This is a genomic window from Methylocystis sp., assembly GCF_050246715.1.
Taxonomy (GTDB): domain Bacteria; phylum Pseudomonadota; class Alphaproteobacteria; order Rhizobiales; family Beijerinckiaceae; genus Methylocystis.
The window spans coordinates 46,482-59,394 of record NZ_JBFWVN010000004.1; the positions used below are offsets into that span (position 1 = coordinate 46,482).

General features: G+C 64.5%; 11 protein-coding genes. 10 read left to right on the forward strand and 1 reads right to left on the reverse strand.

Annotated elements, in window-relative coordinates; genetic code table 11:
- Nucleotides 1–101: 101 nt before the first annotated feature.
- Nucleotides 102–293, reverse strand: coding sequence for a hypothetical protein (locus tag AB7I51_RS03315; RefSeq protein WP_428405523.1), 192 nt, complete (start codon nt 291–293; stop codon nt 102–104).
- Between the two features lie 422 nt (nt 294–715).
- On the opposite strand from AB7I51_RS03315, the gene AB7I51_RS03320 reads away from it, so the two are divergent.
- The 10 genes from AB7I51_RS03320 (at nt 716) to lpxD (ending at nt 12,887) form a co-directional block, all read left to right on the forward strand.
- A complete protein-coding gene (locus tag AB7I51_RS03320) occupies nt 716–1,783 on the forward strand; it encodes a 30S ribosomal protein S2 (RefSeq protein WP_428403089.1) in 1,068 nt (355 codons plus the stop codon).
- Nucleotides 1,784–2,044: 261 nt separating this feature from the next.
- Nucleotides 2,045–2,971 carry a translation elongation factor Ts gene (tsf, locus tag AB7I51_RS03325; RefSeq protein WP_428403088.1) on the forward strand — a complete coding sequence of 309 codons (927 nt, stop codon included), beginning with the start codon at nt 2,045–2,047 and terminating at the stop codon, nt 2,969–2,971.
- Between the two features lie 285 nt (nt 2,972–3,256).
- Entirely contained in the window at nt 3,257–3,985 is a 729-nt protein-coding gene (pyrH, locus tag AB7I51_RS03330; protein WP_428403087.1) for a UMP kinase, read from the forward strand.
- Between the two features lie 150 nt (nt 3,986–4,135).
- Nucleotides 4,136–4,696 carry a ribosome recycling factor gene (gene frr / locus AB7I51_RS03335; RefSeq protein ID WP_428403086.1) on the forward strand — a complete coding sequence of 187 codons (561 nt, stop codon included), beginning with the start codon at nt 4,136–4,138 and terminating at the stop codon, nt 4,694–4,696.
- 51 nt (nt 4,697–4,747) lie between these two features.
- Complete coding sequence (locus AB7I51_RS03340) at nt 4,748–5,527, forward strand: isoprenyl transferase (RefSeq protein WP_428403085.1); 780 nt, start codon at nt 4,748–4,750, stop codon at nt 5,525–5,527.
- A complete protein-coding gene (locus tag AB7I51_RS03345; RefSeq protein WP_428403084.1) occupies nt 5,524–6,408 on the forward strand; it encodes a phosphatidate cytidylyltransferase in 885 nt (294 codons plus the stop codon). The genes AB7I51_RS03340 and AB7I51_RS03345 overlap by 4 nt, the downstream gene beginning before the upstream one ends.
- Nucleotides 6,409–6,418: 10 nt before the next feature.
- Nucleotides 6,419–7,669, forward strand: coding sequence for a 1-deoxy-D-xylulose-5-phosphate reductoisomerase (dxr, locus tag AB7I51_RS03350; RefSeq protein ID WP_428403083.1), 1,251 nt, complete (start codon nt 6,419–6,421; stop codon nt 7,667–7,669).
- 55 nt (nt 7,670–7,724) lie between these two features.
- Nucleotides 7,725–8,879 (forward strand): M50 family metallopeptidase, encoded by a 1,155-nt coding sequence (locus tag AB7I51_RS03355; protein ID WP_428403082.1) that lies wholly within the window; start codon nt 7,725–7,727, stop codon nt 8,877–8,879.
- A gap of 416 nt (nt 8,880–9,295) precedes the next feature.
- A complete protein-coding gene (gene bamA / locus AB7I51_RS03360; protein WP_428403081.1) occupies nt 9,296–11,626 on the forward strand; it encodes an outer membrane protein assembly factor BamA in 2,331 nt (776 codons plus the stop codon).
- A 193-nt stretch (nt 11,627–11,819) separates the two neighbouring features.
- Nucleotides 11,820–12,887: a UDP-3-O-(3-hydroxymyristoyl)glucosamine N-acyltransferase gene (lpxD, locus tag AB7I51_RS03365; protein ID WP_428403080.1), complete on the forward strand. Its 1,068-nt coding sequence runs from the start codon at nt 11,820–11,822 to the stop codon at nt 12,885–12,887.
- Nucleotides 12,888–12,913 lie beyond the last annotated feature (26 nt).

A 12,913-nucleotide genomic window follows, 5' to 3' on the forward strand; every position in this document is an offset into this window, starting at 1 on the left:
GGCTCCGAACTGATCTGCGCCGTCGCCGGGCCGATCATCCTCCCTAACAGACAAGCGCCGGGAGCTCGCGCGCCCGGCAAGTCTTTCGGCAGGGGTATTTCTTACTGGATCATGCGAGCGGTAGAGCCAACGCCTTCGCCTTGCATGCCGTTACGGTTGCCCGTGCCATTGGTTCCTTCGGGAGAAATCCAGTCCGGAACCCAGGTCAGAGCGACGATAACGAAAGCGACGAAAGCGGCGATCCAAATCAGCATCTTGCCGACATCGCCAGAGCTGTGAACGTTAACGGCCATGCGTTTTCCCCCTGTTCTTGATTTTACGTGAATGCTTGCCGCATCACAGGGAGCCTAGCTTGTTTCAAAGCGGATGGCAATGCGCTCATGAGGCCTCTTAAACGCCTCCCAAAAAAACCAATTTATTTAAATAACACAGTCAGTTAATGTGCGACAAGAGGTCGCGGAAGATGCAAAAAATTCGCGCTCCGCCTTCCTTGGGGCGAGCGTTGGCGGCGGCGCCCAGGACGCGCGCCCAGGAGGGCCGGCGCGACTGCGCGCAAAGGGCCGGTCGCGGCGCTTGCCCGGCGTAGGCGCATCCCCTATAAGCGCGCCATTCCACAGGCGAAGGTTTCACGGCGTCTGCCTCAAGACGTCGTTCCGGTGGCCGGTTCTCCGGCCTCTCTCATCCTTCGCCGAGGCTCAACCGGAGAAACGACACAATGGCTCTTCCCGATTTCAATATGCGCGGCCTGCTCGAGGCCGGCGCACACTTCGGCCATCAGGCGCATCGCTGGAACCCGAAGATGGCGCCCTTTATCTTCGGCGCCCGCAACAACATCCACATCATCGATCTCGCCCAGACGGTGCCGCTGCTGCATCAGGCGCTGAAGGCGGTTTCGGACACTGTCGCCAAGGGCGGGCGCGTGCTGCTCGTCGGCACCAAGCGTCAGGCGCAGGAGCAGATCGCCGAGGCCGCCAAGCGCAGCGCGCAATATTACATCAACTCCCGCTGGCTGGGCGGCACGCTCACCAATTGGAAGACGATATCGGGTTCGATCAACCGGTTGCGCAAGCTCGACGAGCAGCTTTCGGCGGGCGGCGCGGGCGTCACCAAGAAAGAGCGGCTGCTGCTGACCCGCGAGCGCGACAAGCTCGAAAAGGCGCTTGGCGGCATCAAGGACATGGGCGGCACGCCTGATCTCATCTTCGTGATCGACACCAATAAGGAGCAGCTCGCGATCAAGGAGGCGAACCGGCTCAAGATTCCGGTCGTCGCCGTGCTCGACACCAATTGCGATCCGGACGGCGTCAGCCATCCGATCCCCGGCAATGACGACGCCGGCCGCGCCATCGCGCTCTATTGCGATCTCGTGGCGAGGGCCGCGATAGACGGCATTTCGCGCAGCCAGGGCGCGATGGGCGTCGACATCGGCGCGGCGGAGACGCCTGACGTTGAACCGGCGGTCGAAGCGGGCCGGGTGATCCGCGAGGATTTGCGCACGGCCGAGGAGATCGCCGTCGAGGCCGCCGCCGCGGATGCGGAGGCGCCCCGCGAGGCCTTCGAACTGCTCTCCGCGCCGCGCGGCGCGCCTGACGATCTCGCCAAGCTGCATGGCGTCGGCCCGCAGCTGATCAAGAAGCTGAACGACGCCGGCGTCTATCATTACTGGCAGCTTGCCGCGATGACGCCGTCCGATGTCGAAAAGCTCGACGCCGAATTGAAGCTCAACGGCCGCGTCGCGCGTGACGGCTGGGTCGATCAGGCGAAGGCGCTGCTCGCCGCCTGAACCGCCGTCACGTCCAACGATTAAGACGCGCGCGCCGGTCCGATGGGCCGGCGCCGTCGCATGATACGAAATCCGTTTGAACGGCGCGGATGTCATTCCCGACGCGCGCAGCGCGCGCGATCGGGAATCCAGAGCAAAGCTGGCGATCTTTCCGGATCGGCTCTGGATTCCCGGTCAGGCCTTCGGTCTGCCGGGAATGACATTAATCCAGGCGAACGGGTTAGCCGGAATCCATAAGACCATTTGGAAGGAATTTCGACCATGGCTACGATCACCGCCGCCCTTGTAAAGGAACTGCGCGAGAGCACCGGCGCCGGCATGATGGACTGCAAGGCGGCGCTCACCGCGACCGACGGCGAATTCGAAGCGGCGGTAGACTGGCTGCGCAAGAAGGGCTTGTCCAAGGCGGCCAAGAAGGCCGACCGAGTCGCCGCCGAAGGTCTGGTCGCGGCGCTGACCGGCGATAAGCAGGGCGTCGTCGTCGAAGTGAATTCCGAGACCGACTTCGTCGCGCGCAACGCCGACTTCCAGACGCTCGTCAAAAACATCGCCGAAGTCGCGCTGAAAAGCGGCAAGACAGAGGTCGAGGCGCTCGGCGCGGCAGCCTATCCCGGCGGCGGCACGGTGAGCGAAGCCATCACCAACGCCATCGCCAGCATCGGCGAAAATCTGACGCTGCGCCGCGCCGCCGCGCTGAGCGTCGGCGATGGCGTCGTCGGCCGCTATGTCCATGCCCAGGTCGTCGACGGCCAGGGCAAGATCGCGGTGATCGTCGCGCTCGAATCGACAGGCGACAAGGACGTGCTGGCGACGCTCGCGCGCCAGCTCGCGATGCACGTCGCCTCGGCCAATCCGCTGGCGCTCGACGCCTCCGGCCTCGATCCGGCGACGGTCGAGCGCGAGAAGAAGCTGCTTATCGAGAAGAACGCCGGCAAGCCCGACCATGTGCTGCAGAAAATCGTCGAGTCGGGCATCAAGACCTACGCCAAGGAAGTCTGCATGCTCGATCAGGTCTCGAACCACCCGGATCACGGCGGCAAGACCGTCTCCCAGGCGGTCAAGGAGCTCGAAGGCAAGGCTGGTGCCCCGATCGCCATCAAGGGCTTCGAGCGCTATGCGCTGGGCGAAGGCATTGAGAAGGCGACGAGCGACTTCGCGGCGGAAGTCGCGGCGGCGGTGAAGGGGTAGCCGTTCCTTTTCCCTTGTTGGGAAAAGGTGAGGGTAAAGGCCGGGGCGTTGACCCCGGCCTTTTTTGTGTCCGCGCAATCTCTCCGCGTCATGCCCGCGCTTGTCGCGGGCATCCACGCGGCGCCGTTACGCGCATCTCACGATCATCGCGCAATGTCACGGCGTGGATGGCCTGGACAAGCCCGGCCATGACGCGCTGTCCCCAGCTCTTGCCGCCCCTCCCTTGCCGGCGCCGCGCCGCGTCCCTATGAAGATACGCCCGCCTCAGCCAGCGAGATTCGCCCTATGCCAGACCCGGCCTCGACACGGAAATGGAAGCGCGTGATCGTCAAGCTGTCGGGCGAAGCGCTACAGGGTTCGGCGCCGCATGGGCTCGACGCGGTCACGCTCGCCCGCATCGCCGCCGATCTCGCTTCCGCCGCGACGGCGGGGCATGAGATCGCGGTCGTCGTCGGCGGCGGCAATTTCTTTCGTGGCATCAAGGGCGCCGACACCGGCATCGAGCGCGCCCGCGCCGATTCGATCGGCATGCTCGCCACCGTGATGAACGGGCTCGCGCTCGAACAGGCGGTCGAAGGGCAGGGGCGCCAGGCCCGCTGCCTCTCCGCCGTGCCGATGCCGTCAGTTTGCGAATCCTTTTCGCGCCGCGCGGCGCTGCATCATCTCGCCAAGGGCCGCGTCGTCATCGCCGCGGGCGGCACCGGCAATCCGTTCTTCACGACGGACACCGGCGCGGTGCTGCGCGCCGCCGAACTCTCCGCCGACGCTGTGCTGAAAGCCACCCAGGTCGACGGCGTCTACACCGCCGACCCCAAGCGCGATCCGAGCGCTCGGCGTTACGATCGCCTCAGCCATGACGAGGCGATCGCCCGAAATCTGGCGGTGATGGACACGGCCGCTTTCGCGCTCGCCCGCGAGAACAAGATTCCGATTCTCGTGTTTTCGATCGCCGAACCGGGCGCCATCGACGCGGCGCTGTCCGGCAAGGGGCGCGCCACCCTCGTCGCGCCGTAAGACATTTTCGCGCGCGGGCGGAAATCGTGCCATAAATCGTGGCGCGGCGAAGCTGGCGGTGCGCGCCGCTTTCGCCGCGCCAGATTCGAAAGCATAGAAGCCAAGCCGCGTTTGACGACAGCGGCGATGATCAAAGACAGGTTATATACAATGGCGGAAACATTTGATCTTGCGGAATTGAAGCGCCGCATGCAGGGCGCGCTCGCGACGCTCAAACACGAATTCGGCGGGCTGCGCACCGGACGCGCGTCGACGAGCCTGCTCGATCCGGTTCATGTCGACGCTTACGGGCAGGTTTCGCCGCTCAATCAGGTGGCCACGGTCAGCGTGCCGGAGCCGCGTCTTATCTCGGTGCAGGTCTGGGACAAAGCGCTAGTGATCGCCGTGGACAAGGCGATCCGCGAAGCCAATCTTGGTCTGCAGCCGACGGTGGAAGGACAAATACTGCGCATCCGCATGCCGGAATTGAACGAGCAGCGCCGCAAGGAGCTGGTCAAGGTCGCGCATAAATACGCCGAGGAGGCGAGGGTCGCCGTGCGCCACGTGCGCCGCGACGGTCTCGACATATTGAAAAAGTTGCTCAAGGATCACGCGATTCCCGAGGATGACGAGAAGCGCCACGAGACCGAGGTGCAAAAAGCTACGGACGAGACGGTGAAGGAGATCGACGCCGCGCTCGCCGCCAAGGAAAAGGAAATCATGCAGGTTTAGGACCCTGCGGCGTTGCATGGCGCAGGCCCGATGGCCATTTGGAACCAGACTATGACGGAGAGCGACATTCTGGAGGCGGAAACGAACGCGCGGCGGGCCTGCGCGGCGCCGCGTCACGTCGCGCTGATCATGGACGGCAACGGCCGCTGGGCCGCGCAGCGGGGGCTGCCGAGATTCGAAGGCCATCGCCGCGGCGTCGAGGCTTTGCGCCGGGCGGTGCGGGCGGCGATCAATCTCGATATTCGCTATCTGACGGTCTATTCCTTTTCGGCGGAAAACTGGTCGCGCCCGCGCGAGGAGGTGCAAAGCCTGCTCACGCTGTTGCATCGCTTCATCCGCAATGATCTCGCGGAATTGCACGCCAATAATGTGCGCGTGCGCGTCATCGGAGCCCGCAACGACCTCGCCGCCGACATTTCCGATCTGCTGCGCGAGGCCGAGCAGGTGACGCTGGAGAATACCGGACTCACTTTGGTGGTCGCTTTCAATTATGGCTCGCGGCAGGAGATTGCGGCGGCGGCGCGCGCGCTCGCCGAAATGGTGGCGCAGGGACGGCTCGCGCCCGAGGAGATCGACGCCGAAGCGATCGCGCGGCGGCTCGACACCGCCGACATTCCCGATCCTGACCTGATCATCCGGACCTCGGGCGAGCAGCGGCTGTCGAACTTCCTGCTGTGGCAGGCGGCTTACGCCGAATTCGTCTTCCTGCCGATTCTGTGGCCGGACTTCGACGAAGCGGCGCTTTCGGCCGCGATCGCCGAATACGCTCATCGCGACCGGCGGTTCGGCGGGCTTGAGGCGGCGGCGCGCAGCGCCAAGACCGCTTCATGACGGCGGATCGCAGGGAGCGCGCCTTAGGCCGGACCAAGGCGCCGGTGCTGAACGCGTCGGCTGGCGGTTTTGCCGATCTCGGACCGCGCGTCGCTTCCGCCGTGGCGATGGTCACAGCGGCGCTCGGAACGCTCTATCTCGGCGGCGACGCCTTCGCGCTGTTCTGGCTGGCCGCAGCTTTCGCCGTCAGCTGGGAGTGGCAGAACCTCATCGGCGGCGAGGGCCGCGCCGCGCGCATCGCAGTCGGCGGGGCGGCGGTCGCGGCGGCCACGGCCTTCGGGCGCGTCGCCACGCCTGGCGCCGCGGCGCTTGCGATCGCGCTGCTTGCCCTGGTGGGCGGCGCCCTCGCCGGCGCCGAGCGGCGGCTTTGGGCGGCGACGGGCGTCGTCTATGCCGGCGCGCCTGCCTTCGCCGTTTGCCTTTTGCGCGAATCGCCGGACGTCGGGGCGCTCGCCGTCGCCTTCCTGTTCGCCATCGTCTGGGGCACGGATATTTTTGCCTATTTCGGCGGCAGGCTGATCGGGGGACCCAAGCTGTGGCCCCGCGTCTCCGCGGGAAAGACTTGGTCCGGCACGATCACCGGCGTGGTCTCCGGCGCTTTGCTCGGCCTTGGCGCGGTCTATCTCGGCGGTGGTCCGCAACTTGCGTCCTGGCCTGTCTTCATGCTGGGCCTCGCCGCCGCCGCCTTTTCCCAAATCGGCGATCTTTTCGAATCCTCGGTCAAGCGCCGCTTCGGCGTCAAGGATTCGAGCCGGCTCATCCCGGGCCATGGCGGGATGATGGATCGGCTCGATGGCTTCATCTTCGCCTGCGTTTTCGCGGCGACGGTGGGCCTGCTGCACGGCGGTCCGTCGGTGGCCGCGGGTCTCTTCTTCTGGTAAGGCGGAGCGGATGGCTTCAGGAAATGGACAGAGCCAGGGGCGCGAGTCGGCTCCGTCGCGATCAGCTTCGCCGCGCCGCATCGTGCTTCTCGGCGCGACCGGTTCGATCGGACGTTCGACGGTGGATCTGCTCGAACGCGATCCCGAAAGGTTTTCGGTTTCGGCGGTGGCGGGCGGACGCGATGTCGAGGCGCTGGCGCGCGTCGCCCGCACGGTCAGGGCTGAATTTGCCGCGATTCGCGACGAGAGCGCCTATGACGCGCTCAAGGCTGCGCTCGCCGGGACCAATATTCGGGTCGCCGCCGGACGCGAGGCGGTCATCGAGGCCGCGCTGCGCGACGCCGATCTCGTCGTCTCCGCCATCGTCGGGGCGGCCGGCGTCGAGCCGACCTACGCCGCGCTCGCCGCAGGCCGCGACGTGGCGCTCGCCAACAAGGAATGTCTTGTCTGCGCCGGCGTTCCCTTCATGCGCGCCGCCGCGGCGGCCGGGGTGCGGCTGCTGCCCATGGACAGCGAGCACAACGCCATTTTCCAGGCGCTCGGGGGCGAGGACCCGTCCCGCATCGAGCGGATGATCATCACCGCGTCAGGCGGCCCGTTCCGCACCTGGAGCAAGGAGCGCATCGCCGAGGCGCGCGTCGAAGAGGCGCTCAATCACCCGAATTGGGCGATGGGGCCGAAAATTACCGTCGATTCGGCGGGTATGATGAACAAAGGGCTCGAACTGATCGAAGCCCATCATCTCTTTGCCGTGCCGGCAGAAAAGCTCGACGTCGTCGTTCATCCGCAGTCCATCGTGCATGGGCTGGTCGCCTTTTCCGACGGCTCGGTGACGGCGGGAATGGCCGCGCCGGACATGCGCACGCCGATCGCGCATTGTCTCGGCTACCCTGACCGGCTGGCGACGCCGACGCCGCGCCTGGATCTTGCGAAAATCGCCACTCTGACTTTTGAAGCGCCTGATTTCGAACGTTTTCCGGCGCTGAAACTGGCGCTCGACGCCTTGCGCGCCGGCGGCGGCCTGCCGACCGTGCTGAACGCCGCAAATGAAATCGCCGTCGAGGCTTTCCTTGACCGGCGCATTTCCTTCGACGGGATTTCCCGTCACGTGGCCGAGGCCTGCGAGACCGCGCTGCGCGACGGCACTGCGAATCCGCCGGAAAGCGTTGAGGACGCCCTCGCCGTGGACCATATTGTCAGAGAAAGGTCACGATCGGCCTTGGCCGGACATGCCGCATCGGGCATGTTGACGTTGCAATGATCATGGCGTGCGCCGCCGGTGGGCATGGCGCAACCGAGACCGGCGAGACAGCGCTTTGCTAAACCTCCTAACGACCTTCGCCTTCTATCTGCTCCCCTTCGTGCTCGTCCTGACGCTGGTCGTGTTCGTCCACGAATTCGGGCACTTTATCGTCGGCCGCTGGTGCGGCGTGAAAGTCGACGCCTTTTCGATCGGTTTCGGACCAGAGCTTTGGTCACGGGTGGACCGTCTCGGCACGCGCTGGCGCATCGCGGGCATTCCGCTCGGCGGCTATGTCACCTTCCATGGCGACGCTAACGCCGCGAGCGCGCCTGACCCGGAAGCCGTGCGCGCGATGCCCGAGGCCGAACGCAAAGTGACTTTCGCCGCGCAGTCGGTCTGGGAGCGCGCCGCCATCGTTGTCGCGGGGCCTTTCGCCAACTTCCTGCTAGGGATCGCGATTTTCGCCATTCTCTTCGGTGTTTACGGGCGCACCGTCTATGCGCCGCGCGTCGGTTCTCTGACCCCTGGAGGCGCCGGCGCCGCAGCGGGATTCAAGCCTGGCGATCTGGTGCTCAGCGTCGACGGCGCGCCGATCGATTCGTTCGCGAGACTGCAGGAAATCGTGTCGGCGTCAGTGGACAAGAAGCTCATCTTCGTCGTTCAGCGCGGCGACCAGGAGTTGACGCTGCCCGCAGTCCCCGCGCTGCGCGAAGTCGAAAGCGCGATCGGCAAGGTTCGCATCGGCATGCTCGGCATACAGGCTTCTAAGGCCGACGCCGACGTCCGCCGGGAGCGTTACGGTCCCGCCGAAGCGCTGGTCATGGGCGTGCAGGAAACTTGGACGGTCGTGCGCCGCACCGGCAGCTACATTGGCGGACTAGTGACCGGACGGGAAAGCGCCGATCAACTATCCGGGCCGATTGGCATCGCGCAGGTCTCGGGGCAGATGGCTCAGGCGGCTTCCAAGGTGGGCATGGCGCCGTTGTTGAGCCTCATCGCGATTTTGTCGGTCTCGATTGGTCTGCTCAATTTGATGCCTGTGCCGCTGCTGGATGGCGGTCACTTGCTGTTCTTCGCGATAGAGGCGGCGCGCGGCCGCGCGCTGAACGAACGCGCGCAGGAAGTCGCCTTTCGCGTCGGTCTCGCGATGGTCGGGGCGCTGATGATTTTTTCGACATACAACGACATCGCGCGCCTTTTCCACAAGCTCTCCGGTTCCGGCTCTTGACGCCAAGCGGCCGCCGCTGACGCGGCGTCCTGGATCACGTTGCGTTCAGGCGGAATCGCCGAAAGGCAGACGACGCGATCGATTCCAAAAAGTTGGGCGCGCCTTTGCGCGAAGCGCCGGCATCCACTTTTTCCCGAGCCGCGTTCGAGCGTCCCTCAAGCGCGCGATTTGCGACGTAATTCAGACATGATTGCGTCCTCCATGTCACGTCTTAACCATGCGCTGACCATGAATCGTGGCTTTAACGTCACGCCTTCGACAAATTGCGGAAACAACATTTATTCTGCGTTTGCAGGGTTGGGCAAACCCTGTAGAAGGAATCGCCCAACGCTGGCGGAGCGCCGATCACCGGCGTTTTTAACGTAAAGTTCGCGCCGCGGCCCGGGCGGCGACGTTGCGACGAGGACCTGCATTACATGCGCTCAATCAGCGGCATTTGGAAATCATCGTTCTTGTTCGCGGTTGTCGCCGCCGCCTTAGTGGCCTTTAGCGTTCCGGCGCTCGCCGCGCCGGAAATTAATCGCGTCGCATTCGAAGGCAACAGCAAGGTCAAGACCGACACCTTGCAGGATCAGGTGCGTTCGCGCGCCCATACGCCGTTCAACCCGGAGCTCGCCGAGTCCGACGTCGCGCGATTGACGGAAGTCTATCGCCGATCGGGCCGCGCCGCGGCGAAGGTGAGCTATCGCACGGTCGAACTGCCGAACGGACGGGTCGATCTCGTTTTCACCGTCGTCGAAGGCGACAAGACCGGCGTTAAGGAAATCCGGTTCATCGGCAATGAGGTCTACTCCACACGTCGTCTCGTCGGCATGATGGAGACGACGGAGATGAACTTTCTGTCGTTCATCAAGTCGAGCGACGTTTACGATCCGGATCGAATCGCTTCGGACCTCGAACTCATTCGTCGGTTCTATCTCAAGAATGGTTACGCCGATTTTCGGGTCATCAGCTCCGACGTGCAATTCGATCCGGCGGCGGGCGGCTACATCGTCACCATCAACGTGCATGAAGGACCGCAATATCGCGTGTCCTCCGTGAGCATCGAATCGCATCTGCCCGACGTGAACGGCGCCGCGCTGAACGATTTGCTTCGCCTTGCGCCGGGCGACGTCTACAACGGCGACGCGGTCGAGAAGACCGTCGAAGCGCTAACCCGCGAAATCGCCAAGAAGGGTTATGCCTTCACCCAGGCGCGCCCGCGCGGCGAGCGCAATCCGGCGGACCAGACGGTCGCCATTCAGTTCCTGCTCGAGGAAGGACCGCGCGTCTATATCGAGCGCATCAACATCCACGGCAATACGCGCACGCGCGACTATGTCATTCGCCGTGAATTCGATATCGGCGAAGGCGACGCCTATAACCGTGTGCTGATCGATCGCGCCGAGCGTCGTCTGAACGGACTGGGCTATTTCAAGAAGGTTAAGATCACCAACGAGCCGGGCTCAGCGCCCGATCGCGTGATCCTGAACGTCGAGGTTGAAGATCAGCCCACCGGCAACTTCGGCGTCTCCGGCGGCTATTCGACGAACCAGGGCTTTATCTCTGAAGTGTCCGTGTCGGAAAGCAACTTCATGGGCCGCGGCCAGGCGGTGCGCCTTTCGGTGCAGGCCGGCCAGATCGCCCGCGGCGTGACGTTCAGCTTCACCGAGCCCTATTTCCTCGACCAGCGCATCGCCGCCGGTTTCGACGTCTTCGCGCGCCGGCAGGACGCCTATAACTACTCGATTTACAGTTCGACCTCGATCGGCGGCACGGTGCGCTTCGGCGTTCCGATCACCGACGAGCTGTCCTTTTCGCCGCACTATTCGATCTATCAAACGACGATCTCGATCCCGAACGACAGCAGGCGGCCCTACAACGACTGTTTGGTGCCGGTTCCCGGCTATACGCCTGGGTTCAGCCCGTTCTACCCGACGCCCAGTCTCGTGCTTAACTGTCAGTCGAATGGCGAGGCGTCGCTCGGGATCAAAGGGTCCCAGGGCACGCTGGTGACGTCTCTGTTCGGCTATTCGCTGAACTACAGCACGATCGACAATTTCAAAAATCCGCATAACGGCTGGCTGGCGTCTCTTAACCAGGACGCGGCCGGCGCCGGCGGCGGCGCGCATTATCTTCGAACGAGCGGCGACATCCGCTACTTCCACGAGATTCCTTATCTCGACGATGTGGTCGGCATCGCCCGTCTGCAGGGCGGCGATCTGTCGACTTTCGGCGGCTATAAGGCGCGCATTCAGGATAATTTCAATCTCGGCCCCAGTCTGGTGCGTGGCTTCGCGCCGGGCGGCTTCGGACCGCGCGATTCGAACATCCTGACGAGCTTCAATAACAACCGCGGCAACTCGCTCGGCGGCTCCAACTATATCGGCGGTTCGCTCGAAGTTCAGTTCCCGATCTGGGGCCTGCCGAAGGATCTCGGATTGAAGGGCGCGCTCTTCGCCGACGCCGGTTCGTTGTGGAATTTCCGTGGACGGACGAATTACGCAAACAATCTGCCCACGATACCGATCTTTGCGCCGGGCCAGTTTGGCACATGTATCGCCGCCTATACGCCGATCGCCGCCTTCGGTCAGGGCAGCTGCCTGACGCCGATCTCGAACAAATTCGCCTTGCGTTCCTCGGTCGGCGCCTCGGTGCTGTGGAGTTCGCCGATGGGGCCGATCCGCTTCGACTATGCGGTCGTGACCTCAAAGGTCTATGGCGATATCACTCAGAACTTCCGCTTCAGCGGCGGCACCAACTTCTGATGATCGGCGAAGCTCGCCGGGCGAACCGCGCCCGGCGAATGGCTGAGCCGCTAGATCACGCTGCGTTCAAGCGGACTCGCCTGAGCGCAGATAACGTCGATTCTGATGATTTAGAGCGCGCCTCACGCGAAAGGCCGGTTCCCACTTTTTCGCAGCGCGCTCTGGCGCGCGCCTCGGTTCGGGACATCGCGCCATGAGCGCGGCGGCTTTCTTTCCCCTGGCGCGACCGGCGCCTTTGAGCGAAATTGCCCGAGTCGCCGGCGCCGAAATCCGCTGCGATTTCGGTCCGGAGTCGGCGTCCGGCGCGTTCGCGTCCGCTTTCATCATCGGCGTTGCGCCGCTCGATTGGAGCAGGCCGGGCGATCTCTGCTTCTATGACAATCCGCGCTATCGCACGGCGCTCTCCGAATGCCGCGCGACCGCCTGCTTTCTGCGCCAGCGCCACCTCGCGCTGCTTCCGACATCCGTCGCCGCGCTCGTCGTCGACGATCCGCAGCGTGCAATGACCCTTGCGACGGCGCATCTTTTTCCGGATGCGCTCCGTCCCGCGTCGCTGTTCCAGTCCAGTGGCGTTTCTCCGGGAGCCGTCGTCGACCCCTCGGCGCGGTTGGAGCCGGGCGTGATCGTCGACCCCGGCGCGGTGATTGGGCCTGGCGCCGAGATTGGCGCCGGAACGATCATCGGTCCGCAGGCGGCAATAGGCCCCAAAGTATGCATCGGGCGCGACTGTTCGATCGGCGCGCATGTGAGCCTCACGCATGCCCTGGTCGGCGATCGCGTCGTGATTCATCCGGGCGCGCGGCTGGGACAGGACGGATTCGGCTTCGTCCCGACGCGACAGGGCTATCTGAAGACTCCGCAGATCGGTCGCGTCATCGTGCAGGACGACGTCGAGATCGGCGCCAATACGACGATCGATCGCGGCGCTTCGCGCGATACGATCATCGGCGAGGGAACGAAGATCGACAATCTCGTGCAGATCGGCCACAACGTGGTGATTGGCCGGTTTTGCGCGATCGTCGCGCAGTCAGGAATTGCAGGCTCCTGCGAGATCGGCGATTTTGCCGCGCTTGGCGGACAGTCCGCCGTCGCCGGCCACCTCACGATCGGCGAAGGCGCCGCGGTCGCGGCGAAATCCGGAGTAATGCGCGACGTGCCCGCCGGACAGAGGGTCGGCGGCGCGCCGGCGCGTCCCCTGCGGCGTTTCTTGCGTGGCGCGGCGCTCATCGACCGACTCGCGCGCAAGGACAAGTCGACGTAAGACACGTCGGACAAAACAAGTAAGGC